The following is a 22,986-nucleotide window of genomic DNA, read 5'->3' as shown; positions in this document are numbered from 1 at the left end:
TGGACGACATGGAGATCACACGTCTGCAGCCGGCCGGTCTCGTGCGGAGCCCGGCGTTCAGCCATGTTGCCGTCGTGCCCGCAGGTGCGACGACCATCTACGTCGGCGGTCAGAACGGCGTCGACGACACGGGGACGGTCGTCTCCGCCGACGTCGCGGAGCAGTCGGTCCGCGCGATCGACAACGTGAGCACCGCGCTGGAGGCGGCCGGCGCGACGCTGGCCGACGTCATCCAGTGGACGGTGTTCATCGCCGAGGAGGCGGACCTCGCTGCTGCGTACGGCGCGATCGCCCCTCGGCTGGCCGGCAGCGGGGCGCCGCCCCTGGTCACCGCCGCGATGGTGAGTGCCCTGGGTGTGCCGGGTGCACTGCTCGAGGTGAGCGCGATCGCGGCGGTCGTGCGCGACTGACGGGTCAGAGCGCCTCGACGAGCTGCTTGAGCAGGGCGAGGTCGGCGGTCACCAGTGCGGTGTCCCGGTCCAGGTCGGCATCCGACATCCCCTGCCCGCGGCGCAGCGTGAACACCACCTCGCACCCGTCGCCGTCCGCGACGGCGCGCAGCGGCACGTAGACCGTCTCCCCCGACGGGGTCCGCACCACGTGGTCGAGCACGCCGTACTCGTTCTGCGGCGCGAACGTGAGACCCACCCGGCCCTGCGACGTCTCGACGAACCAGCCGTCGCCGTCCGGCTCGATCTCGCTGCCCAGCCCGGGCGCCCACCGGGGCAGGTTCCGGGGGTCGGAGGCGAACGCGTACACGTCGGACAGGGGGCGGTCGATGGACACGCTCAGGTGCCGGGACTCCGTCATCCGTCGATCGTGCCACCGCCCCCCGACACGGGCGTGGGCCGAGGCTCCGATCACTCCCGCGGCAGCACCCGGAGCGTCACGGGGACGACGTCGGGTCCCACGACGGTGCCCACGATCCCCGGCCCGTACCGGTCGTACTTGGCGTGGTACGCCGCGTCGAGGGCGGGGTGCACGTCGGGCGCCGGCTCGGCGAACACGACGTCCTGTTCCAGGCCGGGAACGGCGATCCTGCCTGACCCGGACGTCCGCGCCCGGCGGAACCAGCCGTTGTCCGGGCCGTAGGCGGACCGGATGTAGACGTCGTCGCCGACGCGGACCACCCAGATGGGCACCGCAGGACGGAGCGTGCCGTCGGGCCGGTACGACGCGATGCGCAGCTCGTCGGCGGCGCCGATGGCCGTCAGGGCGTCGGCGGACCACGCGCTCACCGGTGCGCCTCCTCGTCGGAGACTTCCTCGGCCCACGTCGTCTCGGACCCGTCGCGTGCGTCGGTCGTCTCCCACATCGCCAGGTGCTCCATGAACCCGTCCGGTCCGGCGCCGTGCCAGTGCGCCTCGTCCGGCGGGCACCACAGCGTCTGACCGGGCCGGACCTCGACCACCGAGCCGTCCCGCGTGCCGACGCGCGCGACGCCCTGGGTCACCCGCAGCGACTGCCCGACGGCGTGCGAGTGCCAGAACGTGCGAGCTCCGGGCGCGAACCGGACCAGGTTGACCCGCAGCCGCGACGGCGCCGGGGGCGCTGCGACGACGTCGAACCAGACGTCACCGGTGAACCACCGGGACGGCCCCTTCGTGGTCGGTGCCGGGGTGCTGAGCTCCATCGTGTCCTCCTCGTTCGGCGTGCTCGTTCGGCGTCGGACCGCTGCCTCCATGCAACCGCAGAGCCCGTCATCCCGGGAGGCCCTGCCGTGACGCGTACTGGCAGGACCTCCCTCGTCGGCCAGGACCGTCGTACGGTCGAGGTCCGTTCGCGAGACCACGGAGGCTTGGACATGCACACACGGACGCTCGGACAGGGGCTCGAGGTCTCGGCGGTCGGCCTCGGCGCGATGGGCATGTCGATGAGCTACGGCCCCAACCCGGGCTCGCGCGACGACATGATCGCGGTGCTGCGGGGTGCGGTCGACCTCGGCGTCACGTTCGTCGACACCGCCGAGGTGTACGGCCCGTACGTGAACGAGGAGCTCGTCGGCGAGGCCCTGGCACCCGTCAGGGACCAGGTGGTCGTCGCGACGAAGTTCGGCTGGAACATCGTCGACGGTCGCATGCAGGGCACCGACAGCCGGCCCGAGCAGATCCGCCGGGTCGCCGACGCGTCGCTGCGCCGGCTGGGCACCGACGTGATCGACCTCTTCTACCAGCACCGGGTGGACCCGGCCGTGCCCATCGAGGACGTCGCCGGGACGGTCGGCGAGCTCGTCGCCGCCGGCAAGGTCCGTCACTTCGGGCTCTCGGAGGCCGGTGCGGCCACGATCCGTCGCGCCCACGCCGTGCACCCGGTCACCGCCGTGCAGTCCGAGTACTCCCTGTGGACCCGCGACCCCGAGCCCGAGGTCCTGCCGACGCTGGCGGAGCTGGGCATCGGGTTCGTGCCGTTCAGCCCCCTGGGCAAGGGGTTCCTCACCGGGACGGTCGACTCGTCGACCACCTTCGCCGAGGGCGACATCCGCAACCGTGTGCCGCGGTTCACGGCCGAGAACCGGGACGCCAACGCCGCTCTCGTCGAGCACGTGCGTGCCCTCGCCGAGGGCCACGGGGCGACACCGGGGCAGGTCGCCCTCGCGTGGCTGCTCGCCCAGCAGCCCTGGATCGTGCCCATCCCCGGGACCCGTCGGCTCGAGCGCGTCCGGGAGAACGCCGACGCGACCACCGTGGCGCTGTCCGCCGACGAGCGCGCCGAGCTCGACGGCCTCGCCTCGACCGTGGGCGTCGCCGGCAACCGCTACGACGACAACGGCATGGCGATGGTCGGGCTCTGAGCGGGCCGTCAGACGATCAGGTGCTCCCCGGAGGGACGATCGACCGAGCGTGACCCGCGCGGCAGCGCCGGCGCGAGCACGCTGCGGAGCGTCGCGACGTCCTGGGGCGTGACCGCCGCAGGATCCGGCCCGAGCGTCAGCCACGTCCGTCCGCCGCCGACGTCGCGAACCACGACGGCCGGCAGCACCTCGCGCAAGGAGTCGAGCACCACGCGCCCGCCCACGGCGTCGACGTGGACCGGCGACAGCAAGGTCCCCCAGCCGTATCCCCAGAGCGTCCGCGTGACGTCCCGCAGCGCCGGCAGGCACCCCGTCACACGCTCCCACGGGCTCTCCGCGTCCTCGGCGGTCACGCGGTCGAGCGTCGCGTACCCAGCGTCGGCATCGAGCCTGTCCGCAGAGTCCAGGAGCCACGGGGTCAGCACATCCGCCACGCGGACGAGGTCGTCGCCGCCCCCGTACAGCGCCCAGCGGTGCATCGAGAGCCCCACGACGAGACCGCCGCCATCACCCCGACCGTGGGGGACGTCGACCGGCATCGTCGCGCGGACCGTCACCGGGAGCCATCGCGGGTGCCAGTCGTAGCCCTCCAACGCAGTCGCCGTCGCGGACAGGGTCACCGCCAGCAGCGGCTCACCGCGCCCGAGCGCGAAGGCCCAGTCGAGCCCCGGCCGGCCGATGTCCGCGTTCCCGGTCGACAGGTCGTCGGACGCCACGACCGCCGTCGTCGTCCACGTGAGGTCGACCCCGAGGCACGACGCGACGACGTGCTCGACACCGTCCCGCAGCACCGCCACGACGTCCTGGTCCGAAGGTCGACCGGACTGGACCGCCACGCCGCCGAACATCGCGAGCTCCCGGCTGCCGGCCTCGTCCTCGCCGCCCATGCCCACCCCTCACCCGTCCGTCGTCACCGCATCAGGAGGTAGCCGCGACGGTTCCGAGCCCGAAGAGCGTCGCCCAGCCCCACGTGACCATCCCACCACCTGCCGCCAGCGTCACAGGGTCGTCCAGGATCCCCACGCCTGCCGTGGCGACGTCCTCGGCGAGCGTGCCGACGATGAGCGCGACGCCACCGACGACGACGATCCCGCCGACCACCGGGCCCAGCCAGCTCGGCGGCTGCCATCCCGTGCTCGGTGAGCTCGGGGCCGGCTGGGGTGCCGGCTGCGGGACGGGCACCGGCACGGGGACGGGGACCGGCACGGGCACGGGGACCGGCACCGGGACGGGGACCCGGGGTGTCTGGCCGGCGCGGAAGTAGTACCAGAGCATGCCCCGCATGCCGTAGGACTGCACCACCATCTGTCCCCGCTGGTAGGGGAACCAGTACTGGCCGTACACGGCACCCGTCGTGCCCGGCAGATGACGGACGTAGGCGGCGAGCTGGTTGACGGCCATCTGGCGCTTGACGGGGTCACGGTGCCAGCGGGCGGTCTTGACCTCCCAGATCTCGGGGTCGTCGACGATGTCGGCGCGACCACCGTTCCCGTTCACCCCGGCGTTGGGCACCCACACCTCGAGGCGGGCGTCCGGTCGCTTCACCGCGGCGAAGTGCACCTGCACCGCTCGGTGCTGCGCCGACCACTCGGTGATGTCGGGCGCGGACGGCGTGGCCGACGCGACCACCGAGCCGACCCCCAGACCGGCCATGGACGCGTCAGCGATCGGGCTCAGACCCAGCGGGTCGACTAGGTCGAGCGGGTCGTTGGCGACGTACGCGTACTCGTTGGTCGCCGACGGCGACCCCCCGGGCTGGCTGACCGGGTCGGGGCTGAGCAGCTGACCGGTCTCGGGGTCGTAGCTGCGCTCGACCAGGTAGTAGTCGTCGCCGATCGTGAGCTCGCCCCGGTAGCCGAACGTCGGCGTCAGGGTGAGGTCGGACAGCGACAGGCTCAGGTCGGCCTCGCCGAAGGCGTCGTAGCCGGCTGCCGTCGCCACGTCGGCCGTGGTCAGGGTCGTCGTGACCGACCCGAAGGCGTCCTTGGCGAAGCTCGCCGTCGTCCCGTTGGCGCGGACCACACCGAGCGGGCCGAGCACACCGTGCACGTACGACTGCGAACGCCCCGACGCGGTCGTCGCCAGCAGCTCGGGGGTCGGCCCGGTGGGGTCCCACGCGAGCGCGGTCGCCACCGTCCGCGAGCCGCGCGTCGACGCCGTGCCGACCAGCAGGCCGTCACCGTCATAGGTGCGGCGCTCGGTCACGGAGAGGAGACCCTCCCGTGTGGCGGTGGTGGCGAGGCGCCCGGCGGCGTCGTACGTGAACGTCTGCGACGTGCCGGACCCGTTCTCGCTGGTGCGACGCCCGGCGGCGTCGTACCCGAACGTCGTCGTGCGCCCGCGGGTGGTCTCGGACGCGAGGCGGCGCCCTGCGTCGTAGGCGTATCGGGTCTGCACGCCGTCCGTCGTCTCCGTGACCCGGTTGCCCGTGGCGTCGTACGTCCACGCCTGGGCGGCCGGGGTGAGCAGGTTGAGGTCGGACGTGCGCGCGGAGACCAGCTGGCCGGCGGCGTCGTAGCGGTAGCTCGACGTCCCCGCGGCCAACCCGCCCGTCGTCGCGGTCCCGGTGATGCGCCCGGCGGCGTCGCGGGTGATCCGCACGTCCGACGAGGCCCCGCTGATCGACTGGCGGACCCGGCTCAGCAGCCCGTTGCCGTCGTAGGTCATCGTGCGGGACTGCTGACGCGGGAGGCTCTCCGTGGTCACGCGACCGTCGGCGTCGAGCGTCCAGGTCGCGGTGCCCCACGTCGGGTGGGTCGCGGACACCCGGCGACCGGCGCCGTCGTAGGCCTGGGTGAGGACCTTGCCGTCGGGGTAGGTGACCGACGACGTCCGCCCGGCCGCGTCGTACGCCCAGGCCTGGGCGCCGTCCGGGCCGGCCTTCCGCACGAGGCGGCCGACGGCGTCCGACTCGTACGTGGTGGTGCCGCGCGGGTCGGTCATCGACGTCCGGACGCCGTTCGCGTCGTACGTGTAGGCCACCGACGCGCCGCCCTGGTACGTGCGCAGCGTGAGGTTGCCGAGGGCGTCGTACGTGCGTCGCTCGGTCCGTCCGGTGGCGTCGACCACTGCGGAGGTGCGGCCCAGGGCGTCGTACCCGTAGGTCGTGGTGCCACCGCTGCGGTCGGTCACCGTCGCGAGCCGTCCGGCGGCGTCGAACGTCCGCGTCTCCGCCGCGCCTGACGCGTCCACCGTCGACGTGAGCAGACCCGCCGTCCAGACGTACGTCGTCGTCGCCCCCAGCGGGTCCTTGGCGGAGGTCAGCTGGCCGGCGGCGTCGTAGCCGTAGGCGATCCGACCGCCCGTCGGCTGGACCAGCCCGACGAGGTTCCCGGCGGCGTCGAGCTCGCGCACCTCGGCGGAGCCGTCGGGCCGGGCCGTCCGCACGGCGCGTCCGGCGGAGTCGTACCCGTACGTCACCGACCGGCCGGCGGCGGTGGTCTCGCCGACGAGCAGGCCGTCCGCGTCGTAGGCCATCCGGTGCACACCACCCAGGGCGTCCTGCACCGTCACGTTGTTGCCGGCAGCGTCGTAGCCGTACGTCGTCGTGACGCCCGAGCCGTCGGTGCTCGACGCCACCCGGCCGCCCGGTGTCCACGCCGTACGACTGGTCGCCCCGGTCGGGTCGGTGACGGCGACGGCGCGGCCGAGCACGTCGTACTCGGCGACGGTGCGCCCGCCCTCCGGGTCGACCGCGACCGCGACGGCGCCGCGGGCGTCGTACTCGTAGGTCCGCACGCCGCCCGCGGCGTCCGTCGCCGACGTGATGCGCCCGAGCGCGTCGACCTCCTGCGAGGTGACCCCGCCGGCGGCGTCGGTGACCGTCGCGACGCGTCCGTCGGCGTCGTAGTCGTAGGAGGTCACCTCGCCGGTGGGCCCGGTGACCGACTCGACGCGTCCCAGAACGCCGTACGCGTACGTGGTGGTGCCGCCGCGGGCGTCCACGGTCGTCGCGATGCGACCGGCGTCGTCGTAGGTGGTGCGCCCGGTGTCGCCGACGGCGTTCGTCGCCGTGACCTGACGGCCCTGGTCGTCGAGCTCGTAGGTGGTCACGCCACCGGTCGGACTGGTCTCGGTGAGCACGTGCCCCACGGCGTCGAACGTGTACGAGCGCGTCCCCGCAGCGTCCGTGACGCGCGTCGTGCGGCCGAGCGCGTCGTAGGTGTACGAGGTCACGCGACCGGCAGCGCTGGTCTGCGTGACGATGCGTCCGGCGGCGTCGCGCTCGTAGGTGGTCCGGCCACCGAGCCCGTCGACCAGCGCCGAGACGTTGCCGACCGCGTCGTACTCGAACGCCTGCGCGACGCCGTCGGCGTCGGTCACCGACAGGAGGCGCCCGTCGTCGACGACCGACCGGGTCACCGCGCCGTCGGCCGTCGTCGTCGTGGCGGCGAGGCGCTCGTCCCCGTCGTACCCGAAGGTGGTGGTGGCGCCGCCGGCGTCGGTGTGCCCGACCACCCTGCCGAGAGCGTCGTACTCCCAGGTCTGGCTCCCGCCCAGCGCGTCGACCGCGGACAGGACGTTGCCGTCCTCGTCGTAGGTGACGGTCGTCGTGGCCTCGCTGCGGTCCGTCGACGACACGAGGTTGCCCTGCGCGTCGTACTCCAGGGTCACCCGCTCGCCGGCCGCGTCCGTCAGAGCCGTCGGGTGACCCTGCGTGTCGTGCGCGACGACCGTCTGCTCCCCGGTGCGGGCGTCACGGACCACGGTGGTTCCCTCGAGGTCGTCGTACGTGAACGACACCTCGCCACCGCCGACCACCTGGGTGAGCACCCGGCCGGCGGTGTCGTACGTGTTGGTCATGACCTCGCGACCGTCCGGTCCGACCTGGGTCAGCAGGTGTCCGGCACCGTCGTAGGTGGCGGTCGTGACGCCGCCCAGGCTGTCCGTGACACCGGTCAGCGCGGCGCCGTCGTACGCGTACCGGACGGTGCGGCCGTCGGACGCCTCGATGTGCGTGACCTGCCCGGTGCCGTTCGACGTCACCGTGAGCTCCGGACCAGCCGAGTCGACCACCCGGACGACGTCGCCCGCTGCGTCCCGGACGAGGCTCAGCTCCGTCCCGACGGCGTCGCGGACGACCGAGAGACCACCCTCGTCGTCGAACGTCCACGACGACCCGTCCACGAAGTCGATGCGGTCGCGTCCCTGGTCGTCCTGCGTCGGGACGCCCGCGAACTCCTCGGGCGTCGACCAGCCATCGGTACCGTCCGGCGTGAACGAGACGATGCGGCCGTCGGGCTCGGCCAGCTCGAGCACCCCGCCGTCGGCCGGGGTCAGCCGCACGTCGAGGAGGCTCGACCAGCCGGATCCGAAGCGGCCTGTGCGTCCGTCACGGGAGTTGTAGGTACGGGAGACGTCGAAGCCGCTGCGCCCGCCCACGGCGTCCAGGTCCGTCACCGGCAGCACGAGGTTGCCCGTGGCGGAGTTCACCGGGTCGCTCACGTAGAACGAGCTCAGCCGGATGCCGTTGAGCTCCTCGGCTGGGCGCGCCAGATGGTTCGGTGAGCCGTTGGTGATGGAGAAGACGTAGCGACCGGGCACGGACGACCCGCGGCTGCCGTGGGCCAGCCCTGTGGCCGACGAGTCGAGGAGGGCGCCGTTGATCCCGGACCCCGCGAAGGAGTACGAGGTGTCGGCGGTCCCGGAGCCGCTCGAGAAGCCGGCGTGCGCGGAGCTGCCACCGAGTCCGCCGTTGCCACCCGATGCCGAGCCGGTCTCCCACTCGACCTGGTCGTAGTTGAAGACGATGTCGAAGTCCGCGTCGCCGCGGTCCGAGCGGTCGACGAGGAGCAGCTGGAACGTGTTGAGCTTGTCGACCGCGTTGGGGTAGTAGCCGACCTCCGGCCACACGACGCAGAACGCCGTTCGGCCGCTGTAGGTCGTGGTGCCGTACGTGACGACGCCGGCGCCGCCACGGGTGTCCACGTCTGCGAAGAAGGGCGCGATGATCGGCCGCATCGTCGCCACGAGCCCGAACGGCGTGTACGTGCCGAGCTGCTCGTCGAACGTGATATTGCCGTTGTTGTTGACGAACGCCTGGCCGTAGCCCTCGCCGTAGAAGTTCAGCTCGAAGGGCAGGTCCACGACCCCGGTCGACGAGTCGTCGTTGCGCCCCAGGATGTTGTCCGAGCAGCCGGGCAGATCGAGGACCGCCCCCGGGGCGGCATGCGCCGCCGGCGCAACCACCAGACCGACGAGCGCGGTGGCCGCCACGGCCAGCCCGGCGACAAGTGTGTGCGTGCGTCCGCGAGCGCGCCCTGCAGGCATGCCGTTCCCCCTGAGCTGGATGGCCCGGGACGGCTCCAGGGCGAGCCCGAACCTAGCCAGCGGCTGCCCGGAGGCGGGCGGATTGTGCCCACGCTTCACCTGATCGGAGGCAGTTTCGGGCGCCTCCTGACGGTCAGAGGGGCAGCGGGCGATCCTCGACGACCGATCGCATGACGAGCGTCGAGCTGACCCGCTGCACGCCCGGCAGGCCGGACAGCTCCTCGTCGTAGAGGCGCTGGTAGTCGCTCAGGTCCTTGGCGACGACGCGCAGCAGGTAGTCGGGGTCGCCGAACAGGCGCTGGGCCAGCAGGACGTTCGGCAGCTCGGCGACGGCCGTCTCGAACGTCGCGATGGAGGTGCGGGTGGCCTCGCGCATGGTGACGAAGAGGAGCGCCTCGAACGTCAGGCCGAGCGCGGCCGGGTCGATGCGTGCGTGGTAGCCGGTGATGACCCCGGACTGCTCGAGGGCGCGCAGCCGGCGGTGGCACGGAGAGACGCTGAGCCGGACGCGCTCGGCCAGGTCGGTCAGCGTCTGACGGCCGTCGCGCTGCAGCTCGGCAAGGATCTGTCGGTCGATCGCGTCCATGCGGAAGATCCTTCCACGAGCGCCGCCGCGTCGCGAAGAAGTCGGAACCACCTTCGCCCGCTCCCGCCATAGCGTTCCTCCTGGCATCGAGCGGAGGGAGCTGGCCATGGACGTTGCCGACGTGCTCGCGTTCTGGGCGGTCTCGTTCGTGTTCGTCGTCGCGCCCGGCTCCGACTGGGCGTACGCGATCAGCGCCGGCCTGCGCGGCCGGGTCGCCCTGCCGGCGGTCGGCGGGATGCTCGCCGGGCACCTCGCGGCGACCGTCCTCGTGGCCGCCGGCGTGGGCGCGCTGGTGGCCGGCGCCCCCGGGCTGCTCGGCGCGCTGACCCTCGTCGGCGGTGCCTACCTGCTGTGGCTCGGGTTCCAGACGTTCACGCGGTCGGCACCGCCGCAGGAGAGCATCGACGCCGCCACCGGGTCCTCCCGCGCACGGTGGCTGTGGAAGGGGTTCGGCGTCAGCGGCCTCAACCCCAAGGTGCTCCTGCTGATCCTGGCGCTGCTGCCCCAGTTCACGTCGACGTCAGCGCCGTGGCCGGTCTGGGCGCAGGTCGCGGTGCTCGGACTGGTGCACCTCGCGACCTGCGCGGCGGTCTACCTCACCGTCGCGGTGACCGCGCAGCGGGTGCTGTCCGCCCGTCCGGGGGCGGCCCGGGTGGTGTCGCGGACGTCGGCGGTCGTCATGACCGGGCTCGGGGTCGCGCTGATCGTCGAGCAGGCGCTCGTCTGACCGGCGAAGATGCCCCCATGGATGCAGCCGCAGTGCTCGACGACCTGACGACCGCGCACGTGGCCGACGCGTGCCTCCGGCTCGGCGTCACCGTCCGGTGCGCCCCGGCGACCCTGCGACCGGCGTGGGACGGCATCCGCCTCGTCGGCCGCGCCCGCCCGGTGCGGCACGTCGGGAGCGTCGACGTGTTCCTCGAGGCGCTCGGGCAGGCCGAGCCGGGGGACGTGCTCGTCGTCGACAACGAGGGCCGGACCGACGAGGCCTGCGTCGGTGACCTCGTCGCCCTCGAGGTCGCCCGCGCGGGCCTGGCCGGCATCGTCATCTGGGGGCTGCACCGCGACACCGCCCAGCTGCGCGAGATCGCCCTGCCGGTCCTGAGCCTGGGCGCGTACCCGAACGGACCGGAGCGCCTCGACCCGCAGGCCGCGGACGCCCTGGCCTGGGCCTGGTGCGGTCCGCACATCGTCACCGCCGACGACGTCGTCCTCGCCGACGACGACGGCGTGGTGTTCGTGCCGGCGGCGCGCGCGACGGAGCTCGCCGCCGTCGCCGCCCGGATCCGCGACACCGAGCGCAGCCAGGCGGAGCGCATGCTGTCGGGGACGACGCTGCGCGAGCAGACCCGCTTCGACGACTACCTGGTCGCCCGCGAGCGCGACGGCATCACCTTCCGCCAGCACCTGCGCTCCCTCGACGCGGCGATCGAGGAGTGACGGGCGTCCTCGTGAGGACGACGAGCTGCTGCGTCGCGCGGGTCATGGCGACGTAGCGGTCGACCGCCCCCTCGACGCCGGTGCCGAACGACTCGGGGTCGACGAGGACGACCAGGTCGAACTCGAGACCCTTGGCCAGCTCCGGGGTCAGCGAGCGGACCCGGGACGTCCCCTCGAACGTCGGGTCACCGATCACGCACGCGATCCCCGCGTGCTCGGCGAGCCAGGCGTCGAGGATCACGCCCAGCTCCGAGGCCGCGCCGTGCCGGACGGGGACACCGGTGCTCCGCACGGACGTCGGCACGTTGGCGTCCGGGAGCGCCGCGCGGATGACGGGCTCCGCCTCCGCCATCACCTCCTGCGGCGTCCGGTAGTTGATGCTCAGCGACGCCAGCTCCACCTGGTGCAGCCCCACGCGCTCCAGCCGGTCCTGCCACGACTCGGCGAACCCGTGCCGCGCCTGCGCGCGGTCGCCGACGACGGTCAGGCTCCGCGACGGGCACCGGCGCAGCAGCATCTGCCACTCCGCGTCCGTTAGCTCCTGCGCCTCGTCCACGACGACGTGCGCGAACGGTCCCGCGAGCGCGTCGGGGTCGACCGTCGCGAGGGCCGACTCGTCGACCAGCTTGTCGCGCATGTCCTCTCCGCGCAGCATCGACATGAGCTTGAGCTCGGAGTCGTCGGTCGCGATGAGGTCGTCGACGATCGTGTCCATGTACGCACGCTCGGCGGCCAGGCTCGCCTCCTGGCGACGACGACGCCGGGACGCCTCCGGGTCACCGAGCCGTTGGCGGGCGGCGTCGAGGAGCGGCAGGTCGGAGACCGTCCACGCCTGGGCGTCGGAGCGCTGCAGCACCCGGATCTCGTCCCGCGTCAGCCCGGGGGCGCACAGCCGCAGGTAGGCCGGGACGGTCCAGAGGTCCCCGACGAGATCCGTCGGCTCGAGCAGCGGCCACGCCCGGTCGAGAGCCGCGTTCAGGTCCGTGCTCGCGCGCAGCGCCCGGCGGAGCTGGTCACGCTCGACCTCCTCGTCGTCGACCTTGTCCACCAGGATCTCCAGCAGGGCGTCCCGCACCTGCTCGCGCGCCTCGTTGTGCGGGGTGCCGGGCTCCGGCGCCTCGAACGCCTCGGCCCAGTCGTCGGCGCTGACCCAGACGTCGAACCAGGAGGTCTCGACCTCCAGCCCCTTCGTCGGGGGCTTCTCGTAGAACCGGACGGCCGGCTCGATGGCGCGCACCATCTGCACGGACGCCTTGAGCCGGGCGACCTCCGGGTCGGTCTCGACCGCTGCCGTGGCACCCTCCGCGACGAGGTCCCGCAGAGTGCACGTCCGGACGCCCTCCTCCCCGAGGCTGGGCAGGACGTCGCCGACGTAGTCGAGGTACGGCTGGTGCGGGCCGACGAACAGCACGCCGCCGCGGCGGTGACCGAGGCGCGGGTCGGAGTACAGGAGGTACGCCGTGCGGTGCAGCGCGACGACCGTCTTGCCGGTGCCCGGACCGCCGTCGACGACGAGCGCGCCGGCCGACCCCGCGCGGATGATGGCGTCCTGGTCGGCAGCGATGGTGCCCAGCACGTCCCGCATCCGGTCCGACCGCTCGGCCCCCAGGCTGGCGACGAACGCCGACTGGTCGTCGAGCGCGGCACTGCTGCGCAGGCCCTCGGCCGTGAACACCTCGTCCCAGTAGTCGCTGACCCGGCCACCGGTCCAGCGGTACCGGCGGCGGCTCACCAGGCCCATCGGGGTGGCGTGGGTCGCCCCGAAGAACGGCTCGGCCGCGGGCGAGCGCCAGTCCAGCAGGAGCCGCCGTCCCGTGCTGTCGGTCAGACCGAGCCGCCCGACGTACACCGTCTCGCCGTCCGCGCCGACGGTGCGGCCGAGGCACAGGTCGAGGCCGAACCGCCGCAGCGTGCGCAGCCGGGAGCTGAGCCGGTGGATCTCCTGGTCGCGCTCCAGCGCCATCGTGCCGCCCCGCCCGGGGGCCCGGCGTGCGGTGTCGAGCCGCTCGGTCAGCTCGGCGATCGACTGCGCGAGGGTGGTCGCGACGGCCGCGAAGTGCTCCTCGTCGGGCCCGATCGACGCCGGGTCCGCCTTGGCGGCGAGGTCGTCGGGAAGGTGGAACGCGCTGGTGGTCACAGGGGTCACGGTCGTCATCAGCTCCGCACTGGGTCGCCCGCCCGGGGGCACGACCCGGGCACGGTCGGAGATTCTGCGCCGCGACGGGGGCCTTGCCGCAAGACCCCCTGTCGGCTATACCTTGAAAGTGGCGGGACCGGTCATCCGGTGCCCGCCGTTCTGATGCCCGCTCACGCCGGCGTCAGGCTCGACTCCTTGTGCGCCGCCCGGGCGCCCGTCTTCTCGGACTCGACGATCCAGTACGGCTCGTCGTCGGAGGCCCGGAACTGCTGCCCGTCGAACGTGAAGTCCGACGTGCGCCGCTCCACGGTCGTGCCCGTGGTCCGACCCTGCGACGTGTTCCAGTGCACCTTCTGCCCCTTGCGCATGCTCACGACACCTTTCCCTTCAGCAGCCGGTGCCAGTACACCTGTGGCTCCACGTAGCGGTCGAATAGCAGCAGGCTGCGGCGCGGCCGCACCAGGTCGGGCACCGGCGTCGTCGGCTCCGGCCGGCCGTCGCGGTCGAACTCGGCGAGCAGGAGCCTGCGGCGCGACGTGGTCACCGGGCCGATGGAGTACCCGTCGTACCGCCGCATCGTCGCGCCGGTCCGCCGGGCCGCGATGTTGTGCGCCACCACCGGCACCTGCTTGCGCAGGGCCCCGCCCGAGGGCAGGGCATCGACGGACGCCGCGTCACCCAGGCCCCACACCGTCGGGTGGTCGCGGTGCTGCAGGGTCCAGGGGTCCACGGCGAGGAAGCCGTCGCTCGCCGGCGAGGTCAGTCCGCTGGACGCCAGCCAGTCGGGCGCCCGGTGGGGTGGCGCCAGGTAGAGGGCGTCGTAGCGCACCTCGGTCGGTCCGTCGGGCGTGCGCACCCGCAGCGACCGGGTCGACGCGTCGATCGACTCGACGCTCGTCCCGGTGCGCACGTGCACGCCGTACGACTCCGCGGCGGCGCGCAGCTCGTCGTCGGCACGCGGCAGGTCGACCAGGCGGTCGCCGGCGACGAGGAGCTCGATCGTGATCGCGTCGAGCACGCCGGTCCGGCGCCAGTGGTCGGCGGCGGTGAACAGGGGCTTCAGGCCGACCGGTGCGCAGGGCACGTGCCGGTCGGAGATCGCGAACACCGCGGTCCCGGCCACCAGCGACGAGAGCCTCGTCCACGTCCCGGGCGCGAGCTCCGGCAGGTAGCTCGTCGACGCCGCCGGTGTGCCCATCGCCTCCTCGGCGCCCGGGATCGCGTCCCAGTCCACGCGCGAGCCGGGGCACACGGCGAGGTCGGTGTACGTCAGCTCCTTCCCGCTCGCCAGCCGCACGAGGGACCGTTCGGGCTCGATGCCGACCACCGCGTCGGAGTGCCACCGCACCCCGCGGGGGATCACCTCGGACTGCGGCCGGCGCAGGTCGTCGAGGGTCGCCATGCCCGACGCGACGTACGACAGGAGCGGCCGGTACTCGTGCACCTGCTTGGGCTCGACGACGGCCACGTCCCGGCAGCCGTCGCGCCGCAGCTTCGCGGCGAGGGAGATGCCGGCGTTGCCGCCGCCGACCACCAGGACGTCATGGTGCCGGGGTCCGGCCATGAGCACACCGCCTTCCGGGAGCCGCGTCGAGACACCGTAAGTGCCGTCACGCGGCGACGCGCGCCGAGGTGACCGAGGCCCACCGCCCGAGTTGGGTGCGGTCTCGCTGGCACAGCCGGACTCAAAGGGCATTCCCAGGCGGGCGTCCTACCGTGAGAACGACCAGCCGAGACGTCCCCGGAGGAACCATGACCACCGAGCCCATCCCCCGTCCGACCCCCGACCCGGCGTTCACGACGCCGTCGCCGACGCCGCCGCCCCCGGCCACCAGCCCCGTCACGTCGGCACCCGTCGGCTGGGTCATCGCCGCGATGATCCTGTTCTGGCCCACGGGGATCCCCGCGCTCCTCGCCTCGCACCGTGCGGCTCGCGCGATCGGCGCCGCGGATGCCGTGACGGCCGACCGGGAGGCCTCGAACGCGCGCCGCTGGGGCATCATCAGCGTCATCGTCGGCGCCGCCCTGATCGTGCTCTCGATCCTCGCCTCGATCCTCTGGGCGCTCATCGCCATCGTCGCCGTGCACGACTACAACGGCGGCGACTGGGGGAACGGGCCGCGCTGGAGCGACGAGCGCTCGTTCGACGACGAGGTCAGCCCGATGTTCCCGGACAGCCCCGGCTCCGACCGGTAGCCGACGCTCGCGCGTCATGGGCTCTCCGGCTGCTCCTCGCTCTGCTCCCATGCGGCGAACCAGCCGCGCTGGACCACGCAGAGCGCGGCGGCGACCGCGAACAGCCCCCCGGCGACGGCGAAGGGGACGAGGTAGCCGAAGGCCGACGCCAGCAGACCGCCGACGACGGCACCGACCGCCAGCCCGACGAGCCCGAGCAGACGGGACACCGACCCGACGCGGCCCATCATCGACGCGGGCGTCGCCTTCTGGCGCACGGACGCGGCCATGATGTTCCACACCACCGCGTGCGCGATGTAGGCCGCGAGCGCGACCGCCACGACGACGAGGTTCGTCGTCATCGACAGCACCGCGAAGGCGAGCGCACCGACGCAGAGCGCCGACACGATGGTCGCGCCGTACCCGATCCGGCGGCGCAGGCGGGAGGCCACGGCCGCGCCGAGCAGGCCCCCGAGCGCCGAGAACGAGAGCAGCAGGCCGTACCCCGTCGGTCCGAGCCCGAGCTCGTCCTGCGCGTAGAGGACCAGGTACGAGAACGGGATCATGTACGCGACGCTCGCGAGGGCGCCCACGACGACGAGCAGACGGACCACCCGGTGCCGCCAGGTCCACACCGCTCCCTCGCGGATCGCCCGGAGCACCCCGTCCGACGGTCCTGCACCCTCGACGCGAGGCACCACGTACGTGCCCCGGAGCCGCCAGAACGCGAACCCGGCGAGGAGGTAGGCCGCCGCCGTGAGCGCGGACGGCGCGAACGCCGCCGCGGCGAAGAGCAGGCCGCCGAGCGGAGGGCCGACGAACTCGTCGACGACGGTCTGCGTGGCCGCGACCTGCGAGTTCGCCCGGTCGAGACCCCGGGGTCGGACCGCCTGCGGGAGGACGGCGAACGCCGCGCTGTCGGAGAGCGTCTCGACCACGCCCAGCACGGCGTACACGAGGTACAGCACCGCGAGCGGGGTCGCTCCGGTCAGCACGAGCGCGGCGAGAGCGGCGAACAGGGCCGCGCGGGAGAAGTTCGCGAGGTACAGGAGCCGCCGCCGGTCCACCCGGTCGATCAGCACCCCGATCCCGAGCACGGAGAGCGCCCGCGGGGCGGCGTAGGCGACGGCGAGGCCGGCGATCGCCAGCGGGCTCTGGGTGAGCGTCGCCGCCAGGAGCGGGAGTGCGACGAACGTGATGCCGTCGGCCAGGTTCGACGATGCGTTGCCGGCCCAGATCCGGCGGTACTCGCTGCCGAGGGTCACCCCTACGACGCCAGCCGCTCCGCCGCTCCTGGCGCGCTGACCTCCGCCCACACCGCGTCCAGCGAGAGCCCGAGGACGGCGGCGATCGCCGCGATCGTGGGGAACGCCGGGGTCGCGACGCGGCCGGTCTCGATCTTCCGGAGCGTCTCGGGCGAGACGCCCGCATCGAGGGCGACGTCGAGCATCGAGCGCTGTGCTCGTGCGCGGCGCAGCAGCGCACCGAGACGCCGTCCGCGTTCGATCTCCTCGGGGGTGAGCGGCAGCCTGACCATGGCGCCGATCGTAGCCGGTATAACATTGCCGGGATAGTTATTGGTCCCCGACGAAGGACGCCGCATGATCGAGATCCTGAGCGCCACCGAGCTGGCCCGAGCGCGGGAGACCGGTGCCCTCGTCGCGCACATCCTGCAGACCCTCAAGGACCGCGCCACGGTCGGCACCAACCTCCTGGACATCGACCGGTGGGCCAAGGACATGATCCTCGAGGCCGGTGCGGTGTCCTGCTACGTCGACTACGAGCCGTCGTTCGGGCGCGGACCGTTCGGCCACTACATCTGCACGTCCGTGAACGACGCCGTGCTGCACGGCCGGCCCCGCGACCACACGCTCGCCGACGGTGACCTGCTGACGCTGGACCTCGCCGTCTCCACGGGCGGGATCGCCGCCGACTCGGCCGTCAGCTTCCTCGTCGGCAGCGCGCGGCCCGCCGAGAGCGTCGCGCTGATCGATGCCACCGAGCGTGCGCTCGCCGCGGCGATCGCGGTCGCCGGGCCGGGTGCACGCATCGGCGACCTCTCCCACGCCATCGGCACGGTGCTCGGCGAGGCGGGGTACCCGATCAACACCCAGTTCGGCGGGCACGGCATCGGGTCGACGATGCACCAGGACCCGCACGTCACCAACACCGGTCGCCCCGGACGCGGGTACACGCTGCGGCCGGGTCTGCTGCTCGCCCTGGAGCCCTGGGTCATGGTCGACACCGACGAGCTCGTCACCGATGCCGACGGCTGGACCCTGCGCAGCGCGACCGGCTGCCGGACCGCCCACAGCGAGCACACCGTCGCGATCACCGACGACGGCGCCGAGATCCTCACCCGGCGCACGGCCGCGTGAGCGGTCAGCCGACCGCCTCCGCGATCTGCGCCCCGACCTCCGTCGGCGTCAGGTGGGTGGTGTCGACCACCTCCGCCTCGGCATGCAGCCAGGTGCGCGCCGCCTCGGCGTAGGGCTCGAGGTACTGGAGCCGGAAGGCGTCTCGCCGACCTTCTCGGCGTCGAGCACCCGAGCGTCCGGGAGCAGCGGCTGCACCAGCGCGCCGACCGTCGTCTTGCCCGCGCCGTGGGTGCCGTTGAGCCAGACGATCACGGCGGTGTCCCGTCGGTCAGGATCCCGCGGAGCAGGCCCTCCAGCGCCGGGTGCGCGAGCGTCGCCGTCGGGAGCTCGTCGAGGCCGAACCACGCGAGCTGGTCGTGCTCCTCGGGCGACCGGTTGACCGGCGTCCCGGTCCACGACGTGACCAGCCACAGGTCCAGCTCGACGGCCGGGTCGGTCGCCGCGCGCCCCGGCACGCGGATCCGCTCGTGCTCACGTGCCGACCCCACCGTCACGCCCAGCTCCTCGCGGACCTCGCGGTCCAGCGCAGCACGGCCCGACTCACCCGCCTCGACGTGACCGCCGGGGACGTCCCAGACGTCCGGGTACCACCGGCGGTGCGGGCTGCGATGCCCCAGCAGCACCCGGCCCTCGGCGACGAGCAGCCCGCCGACGACGTGCACGGGCGGCGGTGTGAGGGAGGTCGTCACGACGCGAGTCTGGCAGGCAGCACCCGGCGGGCACGGCTCGGTCTCGGTCCGGTGACGATCGCGCCGACCGGACGACATCCGCCGACGACGGGTGCGAGCCTGACGTGCATGCCCGTCCGACTACGCGCCGCCCTCGTCCTGCTCGTCGCCCTCGTGCTCGTCGGCGGCTGCGCGTCCCGCGCCGCTCGCTCGGGGGCCGCCGACCCGTCCGCGTCCGTGACGCCGACCGCGGCGTGCCCGATCTACGAGGGTCAGGAGATGCCGGACGACTGCGTGCCCTACGACGGCGAGGCGATGATGGCGCAGAACGACGCGTACCGGCAGCGGTTCGAGCCGACCGACGAGAGCCGCACCGAGGTCGAGCCACAGCGGGCCGCCGCGCAGGCGGCGCTCGCCACGCTCGTCGGCGGACCGCTCTCGGTCGACGCCGTGCGCGACGCGCTGGAGGCCGCCGGGTTCGACCGCGACGCGCCGTGGGTGGAGGCGGCCGGAGACCCTGCGGCGGCGTCGTCGATCGGTGTGATCATCTCCGTCGGTGGGCTGTGCCTCGTCGGGACCCTGGACGGGGAGCACGCGGAGGTCGAGACCGACGGGATGATCGCCGACGGCGGCTGCGTGCCCGCCCAGTGACGGTCGCCGTCCCGGCTCGGTGGGCACCTCGGGCGTGGTGTGCCGGGCCGGGGCGATGACACGATGGAGCGCATGACCACCGGTCCGCAGCCCTTCGAGGTGCACGAGTCGGGGGCCCTCTTCCACGGCACGAAGGCGGACCTGCGGGTCGGCGACGTCCTCGAGCCGGGCCGGCGCTCCAACTACGGCGGCGGCAGGACGGCTGGGCACGTCTACCTGACCGCCACCCTCGACGCGGCGACGTGGGGCGCGGAGCTGGCCCAGGGCGAGGGACGCGGCCGGATCTATGTCGTGGAGCCGACCGGAGCGCTCGAGGACGACCCGAACGTCACCGACAAGCGGTTCCCCGGCAACCCCACCCGGTCGTACCGCACGCGCGAACCCGTCCGGGTCGTCGGCGAGGTGGAGGACTGGGTAGGGCACACGCCCGAGCAGCTCACGATGATGCGCGACCACCTGGACGAGCTCGAGCGGTCCGGCACCGCGGAGATCGACGACTAGGAGACGACGCGTCGGTACGTCGTCGTGAGGCGGTAGTCCTTGCGGGGGCCGACGGCGTGCCAGACCTCGACGAAGCAGTCCGCCCCGACCAGGTGTCCGGCCACGGTGTAGGCGTCGTCACCGCAGCCGTGCTCACCTGCCCAGTGGTCGTCGAGGAGCTCGAACCGGTAGAACGGGCGGCCGTCGCCGAACAGCACGTCGACCCACGCTCCGCCCGCGTCCCGCAGCAGCAGCCGCCGACCCGCCGGCCGGACGTCACCGCCGAGCGAGAGCACCCCCTCCTCCACCCACGACAGGCCGCCGTCGCCCGTCGGCTCGCACCGCGCGGTCCCGTCCAGGTGACCCTCCAGCCCGGCGCGCCCGTCCGCGATGGCCCGGTCGATCGGCCACACCCCGGCGAACCTCTCGACAGTCACGAGCGAGCCCCGTCCGGTCAGCCGACGACCGGGATGCTCTGCGCCCACAGGCCCACGAGCGCCACGAGCAGCAGCAGGATCCCCACGACCAGCAGCACGATCCCGACGATGGTGACCGTCCAGCCCGGGCCGACCTTGCCCTGCGGGCGGGTCTTCACGTCGGTGGGGTCGGCCGGGTTGACGTAGACGTACCCGTGGAACATCGGCGTCGCCCCGAGGCCCTGGCGGAACGCCGCGAAGACCTCGCGGCGCAGTGGCGCCCCGTCGGGACCGGGGTACTCGACGGTGATGACGTCACCGGCCAGGACGGAGACCTTGCTGACGGCGCGGGCGGGGAGCCGGATCCGCGGGACGGCACGGGCGCGGGTCAGCAGGCGGATGCCGACGGGCAGAGCGACCACACCCAGCACCAGCACGACGACCGCGACGGTGAGGACGACGTGGGGACCGCTCATGGTGGACGAAGGTAGCCGCTGCTCGGGTGCGTCAGAGCAGGGAGTGCGCGCGGAAGACGCGGTCGAGGATGTCGCGGATGGTCGGCGCCTTGAGCTCGTTGTAGTCCATCGCCAGGCCGCCTCCCTCCCGCAGCCGGTCCGCCGCCGCACGCTTGGCCGCCGCGTACGCCGCGCGGTCCTCCGGGTGCTCGCGGAGCCAGTCGCGCAGGAGCAGGTGCCGGACCGCCTCCGGGCAGTCGGGGCTCCAGACGTGCAGGTGCGCGCGCGGCTCGTCGCTCAGGTAGAGACGGTGCTCGTGCCACGCGCGCTCGCGGAGGATCAGCGCGAAGCCGGCGGCCTCGAGCCGCGGCCGGTAGCGCGACTCGTCGGTGGAGTCGGCCACGGTCAGGTCGAGGTCGATGATCGGCTTGGCCGCCAGGCCCGGCATCGACGTGGACCCGACGTGGTCGAGCGCCAGCACGTCGTCGCCCAGCGCCTCACGGACACGGTCCTCGAGCAGCGCGTACGTCGCCGGCCAGGAGGGGTCGTAGTCGACGACGGTGATGTCGCCGGGCTGCGGCGGCACGAGCCACTCGACGCCGTCCGGGTCGAAGGGATGCTGACGGACGATCTCCTCGGCGCTGACCACCGCCCGAGGCTAGCGACCGACGAGCTCCGTGACGACCTCCGCCAGCACGTCGTGGAACGTCGGGAACGTCTTCTTGACGCACGCCGGGTCGTTCAGCGTGATCCCCGGCGTCCGCAGGCCCGCGATGCTGAACGCCATGGCGATGCGGTGGTCCCGGAACGTCTCGACCCGGCCGGGGACCGGTGTGCCCGGGTGGATCCGGATCCAGTCCGGGCCGGTGTCCACCGTCACCCCGAGCCGCCGGAGGTTGCCGGCGCACGCCTCGAGCCGGTCGCACTCCTTCACGCGCGTGTTCGCCACGTCCACGATCGTGGTCGGGCCGTCCGCATACGGGGCGATGGCGGCGAGCGTCGGCATGGTGTCGGAGATGTCCCGCATGTTCACGGTCACGCCGTGCAGCCGGCCCCCGACGACGGTCGTGCCCGAGCTCGTCTGACGGACGTCGGCGCCCATCTGCTCGAGCACCCGGACGAATGCCAGGTCGCCCTGCACGGCCTCGTGCCCGAGACCCGGCACCGTCACCGTGCGGCCCAGCAGCGCGGCGGCCGCGAAGAAGTAGCTGGCCGACGACGCGTCCGGCTCCACCTGGTAGGTCCGCGCGCGGTACGTCGCCGCGGGGACCGTGTAGGTGCGGCCGTCGACGGCGACCTCGACGCCGAAGTCGCGCATCATCGCGAGCGTGATGCCGACGTAGGGCACCGAGACGAGGTCGGCGACCTCGATCGTCAGCCCGTCGCGGAACAGGGGACCGACGAGCAGCAGCGCCGTCAGGAACTGCGACGACGTGCCGGCGTCGAGGACGAGCCGGCCGCCGTCGACCCCGTCGGCGACCACGTCGAACGGGTGGTGGTCGGGCTCCCCGTGGAAGACAAGGTCCGCACCGAGCGAGCGCAGCGCCTGGGTGAGCGGTGCCATGGGCCGACGACGCATCTGGTCCGAGGCGTCGAACCGGTAGGTACCGTGCCCCGTGGCGGCGAGGGCCGGGAGGAACCGCGACGTCGTGGCCCCGTCGCGGCAGAAGACGTCGGCCTCCGTCGAGCTCGGCCCCTGCGGTCGACCGTCGACGGTCCACTCCCGACCGTCGGTGTCCAGCCGGTACCCGAGCGCGCGCAGCCCGAGGACGAACGCCTCGGTGTCGTCGGAGAGCAGCGGGTCGACCAGGGTCGTACGACCGTCCGCGGCGGCGGCGAGCAGCAACGCCCGCGCTGTCACGGACTTGGACCCCGGGACGGTGACGACAGCCATGGTCCGCGACTGTAGCGAGTGGCCGTGCGCGCGTGGGAAGGCTACGGCCGGGCGGTCGGCGGGAAGCCGGTCCACCGCAGCACGGCGGCGGGCCGTCGCGGGTGACGGCGGCTGGGTCGACCGCACCGACGTGGACTCCTGCCACCGCGTGTGGTTCGAGCTGCACGAGGACCTCGTCGCGACCCTCGGGATCGACCGGCACTCGCACCCGTGACCCGCCCCGACCGCACGGCGACCTCCGTCGCGTAATCGTTTTGCTCGGCCGCTGGCCGGTCGCAGGCGCTCTCCGCTGTGCCAGGGTGTCGGGAAAACCCGGCATGTTAGCGCTAACACTCCGGGCCCCGACACGCTCCACACCCGCAGCAGGAGACCGTCATGATCGACAACGATGTCGATACCGATGTCACCCGAACGTCCCGGCGCCGCTCGAGCCGCCGTTGGCAGGCGCTGCTCCTCGCCCTGACGGTGGCGGCCACGGGCGCGGTCGCGATGGTCGCGGCGCCCGCAGCGACCGCCGCGACGGTCGACACCACGGCGTGGTACGTCCTGGTCAACCGCACCAGCGGCAAGGCCCTCGACGTGTACAACCTGTCCACCGCCGACGGCGCCCGCATCACCCAGTGGACCCGCAACGACGGCGCCCAA

25 protein-coding genes and 1 pseudogene are annotated in these 22,986 nt (G+C 73.3%); 10 read left to right on the top strand and 16 right to left on the bottom strand.

Annotation, left to right across the window (positions count from 1 at the left end; translation table 11 throughout):
* Positions 1-8 precede the first annotated feature (8 nt).
* Positions 9-410 (top strand): RidA family protein, encoded by a 402-nt coding sequence (locus tag CXY01_RS11495; RefSeq protein ID WP_146927579.1) that lies wholly within the window; start codon positions 9-11, stop codon positions 408-410.
* A gap of 4 nt (positions 411-414) precedes the next feature.
* Here CXY01_RS11495 and CXY01_RS11490 read toward each other — a convergent pair whose 3' ends face one another.
* From CXY01_RS11490 to CXY01_RS11480, 3 genes are read right to left on the bottom strand one after another with little or no spacing between them, the layout of a single operon-like run.
* Positions 415-810, bottom strand: coding sequence for an SRPBCC family protein (locus tag CXY01_RS11490; RefSeq protein ID WP_146927578.1), 396 nt, complete (start codon positions 808-810; stop codon positions 415-417).
* Positions 811-860: 50 nt separating this feature from the next.
* A complete protein-coding gene (locus CXY01_RS11485) occupies positions 861-1,238 on the bottom strand; it encodes a DUF2255 family protein (RefSeq protein ID WP_146927577.1) in 378 nt (125 codons plus the stop codon).
* Positions 1,235-1,633 (bottom strand): (R)-mandelonitrile lyase, encoded by a 399-nt coding sequence (locus CXY01_RS11480; protein WP_146927576.1) that lies wholly within the window; start codon positions 1,631-1,633, stop codon positions 1,235-1,237. The genes CXY01_RS11485 and CXY01_RS11480 overlap by 4 nt, the downstream gene beginning before the upstream one ends.
* Before the next feature lie 171 nt (positions 1,634-1,804).
* On the opposite strand from CXY01_RS11480, the gene CXY01_RS11475 reads away from it, so the two are divergent.
* Positions 1,805-2,791 (top strand): aldo/keto reductase, encoded by a 987-nt coding sequence (locus tag CXY01_RS11475; RefSeq protein WP_146927575.1) that lies wholly within the window; start codon positions 1,805-1,807, stop codon positions 2,789-2,791.
* A gap of 8 nt (positions 2,792-2,799) precedes the next feature.
* On the opposite strand, the gene CXY01_RS11470 is transcribed toward CXY01_RS11475, so the two are convergent.
* The 3 genes from CXY01_RS11470 to CXY01_RS11460 all read right to left on the bottom strand — a co-directional run bounded on the left by CXY01_RS11470 (position 2,800) and on the right by CXY01_RS11460 (position 9,647).
* Positions 2,800-3,678 (bottom strand): hypothetical protein, encoded by an 879-nt coding sequence (locus CXY01_RS11470; protein WP_146927574.1) that lies wholly within the window; start codon positions 3,676-3,678, stop codon positions 2,800-2,802.
* A 31-nt stretch (positions 3,679-3,709) separates the two neighbouring features.
* A complete protein-coding gene (locus tag CXY01_RS11465; protein WP_146927573.1) occupies positions 3,710-9,061 on the bottom strand; it encodes a nidogen-like domain-containing protein in 5,352 nt (1,783 codons plus the stop codon).
* Between the two features lie 133 nt (positions 9,062-9,194).
* A complete protein-coding gene (locus CXY01_RS11460; RefSeq protein ID WP_146927572.1) occupies positions 9,195-9,647 on the bottom strand; it encodes an Lrp/AsnC family transcriptional regulator in 453 nt (150 codons plus the stop codon).
* Between the two features lie 106 nt (positions 9,648-9,753).
* Between CXY01_RS11460 and CXY01_RS11455 the strand changes: the two genes are divergently transcribed.
* Both CXY01_RS11455 and CXY01_RS11450 read left to right on the top strand, forming a co-directional pair.
* Entirely contained in the window at positions 9,754-10,374 is a 621-nt protein-coding gene (locus CXY01_RS11455) for a LysE family translocator (protein ID WP_146927571.1), read from the top strand.
* A gap of 17 nt (positions 10,375-10,391) precedes the next feature.
* Entirely contained in the window at positions 10,392-11,087 is a 696-nt protein-coding gene (locus CXY01_RS11450; RefSeq protein ID WP_146927570.1) for an RraA family protein, read from the top strand.
* Here the strand turns inward: CXY01_RS11450 and helR are convergent.
* The 3 genes from helR to CXY01_RS11435 form a co-directional block, all read right to left on the bottom strand.
* On the bottom strand, positions 11,038-13,242 hold the full coding sequence (helR, locus tag CXY01_RS11445) for an RNA polymerase recycling motor ATPase HelR (RefSeq protein ID WP_222594539.1): 2,205 nt from the start codon (positions 13,240-13,242) through the stop codon (positions 11,038-11,040). The genes CXY01_RS11450 and helR overlap by 50 nt on opposite strands.
* A 152-nt stretch (positions 13,243-13,394) precedes the next feature.
* On the bottom strand, positions 13,395-13,592 hold the full coding sequence (locus tag CXY01_RS11440) for a hypervirulence associated TUDOR domain-containing protein (RefSeq protein WP_146927568.1): 198 nt from the start codon (positions 13,590-13,592) through the stop codon (positions 13,395-13,397).
* Between the two features lie 2 nt (positions 13,593-13,594).
* Positions 13,595-14,788, bottom strand: coding sequence for an NAD(P)/FAD-dependent oxidoreductase (locus CXY01_RS11435; RefSeq protein ID WP_146927567.1), 1,194 nt, complete (start codon positions 14,786-14,788; stop codon positions 13,595-13,597).
* Between the two features lie 188 nt (positions 14,789-14,976).
* Here CXY01_RS11435 and CXY01_RS11430 point away from each other — a divergent pair, with 188 nt between their 5' ends.
* Positions 14,977-15,420 (top strand): CD225/dispanin family protein, encoded by a 444-nt coding sequence (locus CXY01_RS11430; RefSeq protein ID WP_146927566.1) that lies wholly within the window; start codon positions 14,977-14,979, stop codon positions 15,418-15,420.
* Between the two features lie 14 nt (positions 15,421-15,434).
* Here the strand turns inward: CXY01_RS11430 and CXY01_RS11425 are convergent, their stop codons facing one another.
* Positions 15,435-16,664 carry an MFS transporter gene (locus CXY01_RS11425; RefSeq protein WP_146927565.1) on the bottom strand — a complete coding sequence of 410 codons (1,230 nt, stop codon included), beginning with the start codon at positions 16,662-16,664 and terminating at the stop codon, positions 15,435-15,437.
* Between the two features lie 2 nt (positions 16,665-16,666).
* A complete protein-coding gene (locus CXY01_RS11420) occupies positions 16,667-16,936 on the bottom strand; it encodes a helix-turn-helix transcriptional regulator (protein ID WP_146927564.1) in 270 nt (89 codons plus the stop codon).
* Positions 16,937-17,000: 64 nt separating this feature from the next.
* Here CXY01_RS11420 and map point away from each other — a divergent pair, with 64 nt between their 5' ends.
* Positions 17,001-17,777, top strand: coding sequence for a type I methionyl aminopeptidase (gene map / locus CXY01_RS11415; RefSeq protein WP_146927563.1), 777 nt, complete (start codon positions 17,001-17,003; stop codon positions 17,775-17,777).
* Positions 17,778-18,025: 248 nt separating this feature from the next.
* On the opposite strand, the gene CXY01_RS11405 is transcribed toward map, so the two are convergent.
* Positions 18,026-18,466 (bottom strand): NUDIX domain-containing protein, encoded by a 441-nt coding sequence (locus CXY01_RS11405; RefSeq protein ID WP_246125267.1) that lies wholly within the window; start codon positions 18,464-18,466, stop codon positions 18,026-18,028.
* A 108-nt stretch (positions 18,467-18,574) separates the two neighbouring features.
* Between CXY01_RS11405 and CXY01_RS11400 the strand changes: the two genes are divergently transcribed.
* Entirely contained in the window at positions 18,575-19,096 is a 522-nt protein-coding gene (locus CXY01_RS11400; protein WP_146927561.1) for a hypothetical protein, read from the top strand.
* 63 nt (positions 19,097-19,159) lie between these two features.
* Positions 19,160-19,597: an NAD(+)--rifampin ADP-ribosyltransferase gene (gene arr / locus CXY01_RS11395; protein ID WP_281285312.1), complete on the top strand. Its 438-nt coding sequence runs from the start codon at positions 19,160-19,162 to the stop codon at positions 19,595-19,597.
* On the opposite strand, the gene CXY01_RS11390 is transcribed toward arr, so the two are convergent.
* The 4 genes from CXY01_RS11390 to aroA are packed head-to-tail and all read right to left on the bottom strand — an operon-like array spanning position 19,594 to position 22,341.
* Positions 19,594-20,013 carry a DUF6314 family protein gene (locus CXY01_RS11390; protein WP_146927559.1) on the bottom strand — a complete coding sequence of 140 codons (420 nt, stop codon included), beginning with the start codon at positions 20,011-20,013 and terminating at the stop codon, positions 19,594-19,596. The two genes, arr and CXY01_RS11390, sit on opposite strands and share 4 nt — an antisense overlap.
* 17 nt (positions 20,014-20,030) lie before the next feature.
* Positions 20,031-20,468, bottom strand: a complete 438-nt coding sequence (locus CXY01_RS11385; protein ID WP_146927558.1) for a hypothetical protein — start codon at positions 20,466-20,468, stop codon at positions 20,031-20,033.
* Between the two features lie 31 nt (positions 20,469-20,499).
* Positions 20,500-21,096: a GrpB family protein gene (locus CXY01_RS11380; protein ID WP_146927557.1), complete on the bottom strand. Its 597-nt coding sequence runs from the start codon at positions 21,094-21,096 to the stop codon at positions 20,500-20,502.
* Between the two features lie 9 nt (positions 21,097-21,105).
* Positions 21,106-22,341: a 3-phosphoshikimate 1-carboxyvinyltransferase gene (gene aroA / locus CXY01_RS11375; RefSeq protein WP_146927556.1), complete on the bottom strand. Its 1,236-nt coding sequence runs from the start codon at positions 22,339-22,341 to the stop codon at positions 21,106-21,108.
* Between the two features lie 109 nt (positions 22,342-22,450).
* On the opposite strand from aroA, the pseudogene CXY01_RS11370 reads away from it, so the two are divergent.
* Both CXY01_RS11370 and CXY01_RS11365 read left to right on the top strand, forming a co-directional pair.
* Positions 22,451-22,555 (top strand): annotated as a pseudogene (locus tag CXY01_RS11370) (transcriptional regulator); the annotation flags it as partial.
* A 161-nt stretch (positions 22,556-22,716) separates the two neighbouring features.
* The coding region (locus CXY01_RS11365) for an RICIN domain-containing protein (protein WP_146927555.1) at positions 22,717-22,986 on the top strand (270 nt) is incomplete at its 3' end.

The organism is Cellulomonas xylanilytica (assembly GCF_007989805.1).
Taxonomy (GTDB): domain Bacteria; phylum Actinomycetota; class Actinomycetes; order Actinomycetales; family Cellulomonadaceae; genus Cellulomonas; species Cellulomonas xylanilytica.
Note: the sequence above shows the minus strand (reverse complement) of the source record. Positions and strands in the feature narration are given on the sequence as shown.

Bases quoted from the DNA above. Each gene is read 5' to 3' on its own strand.
- CXY01_RS11495 (WP_146927579.1), top strand. From the start codon at position 9: ATGGAGATCACACGTCTGCAGCCGGCCGGTCTCGTGCGGAGCCCGGCG.
- CXY01_RS11490 (WP_146927578.1), bottom strand. From the start codon at position 810: ATGACGGAGTCCCGGCACCTGAGCGTGTCCATCGACCGCCCCCTGTCC.
- CXY01_RS11480 (WP_146927576.1), bottom strand. From the start codon at position 1,633: ATGGAGCTCAGCACCCCGGCACCGACCACGAAGGGGCCGTCCCGGTGG.
- CXY01_RS11475 (WP_146927575.1), top strand. From the start codon at position 1,805: ATGCACACACGGACGCTCGGACAGGGGCTCGAGGTCTCGGCGGTCGGC.
- CXY01_RS11470 (WP_146927574.1), bottom strand. From the start codon at position 3,678: ATGGGCGGCGAGGACGAGGCCGGCAGCCGGGAGCTCGCGATGTTCGGC.
- CXY01_RS11465 (WP_146927573.1), bottom strand. From the start codon at position 9,061: ATGCCTGCAGGGCGCGCTCGCGGACGCACGCACACACTTGTCGCCGGG.
- CXY01_RS11460 (WP_146927572.1), bottom strand. From the start codon at position 9,647: ATGGACGCGATCGACCGACAGATCCTTGCCGAGCTGCAGCGCGACGGC.
- CXY01_RS11455 (WP_146927571.1), top strand. From the start codon at position 9,754: ATGGACGTTGCCGACGTGCTCGCGTTCTGGGCGGTCTCGTTCGTGTTC.
- CXY01_RS11450 (WP_146927570.1), top strand. From the start codon at position 10,392: ATGGATGCAGCCGCAGTGCTCGACGACCTGACGACCGCGCACGTGGCC.
- helR (WP_222594539.1), bottom strand. From the start codon at position 13,242: ATGACGACCGTGACCCCTGTGACCACCAGCGCGTTCCACCTTCCCGAC.
- CXY01_RS11440 (WP_146927568.1), bottom strand. From the start codon at position 13,592: ATGCGCAAGGGGCAGAAGGTGCACTGGAACACGTCGCAGGGTCGGACC.
- CXY01_RS11435 (WP_146927567.1), bottom strand. From the start codon at position 14,788: ATGGCCGGACCCCGGCACCATGACGTCCTGGTGGTCGGCGGCGGCAAC.
- CXY01_RS11430 (WP_146927566.1), top strand. From the start codon at position 14,977: ATGACCACCGAGCCCATCCCCCGTCCGACCCCCGACCCGGCGTTCACG.
- CXY01_RS11420 (WP_146927564.1), bottom strand. From the start codon at position 16,936: ATGGTCAGGCTGCCGCTCACCCCCGAGGAGATCGAACGCGGACGGCGT.
- map (WP_146927563.1), top strand. From the start codon at position 17,001: ATGATCGAGATCCTGAGCGCCACCGAGCTGGCCCGAGCGCGGGAGACC.
- CXY01_RS11400 (WP_146927561.1), top strand. From the start codon at position 18,575: ATGCCCGTCCGACTACGCGCCGCCCTCGTCCTGCTCGTCGCCCTCGTG.
- arr (WP_281285312.1), top strand. From the start codon at position 19,160: ATGGAGCGCATGACCACCGGTCCGCAGCCCTTCGAGGTGCACGAGTCG.
- CXY01_RS11385 (WP_146927558.1), bottom strand. From the start codon at position 20,468: ATGAGCGGTCCCCACGTCGTCCTCACCGTCGCGGTCGTCGTGCTGGTG.
- aroA (WP_146927556.1), bottom strand. From the start codon at position 22,341: ATGGCTGTCGTCACCGTCCCGGGGTCCAAGTCCGTGACAGCGCGGGCG.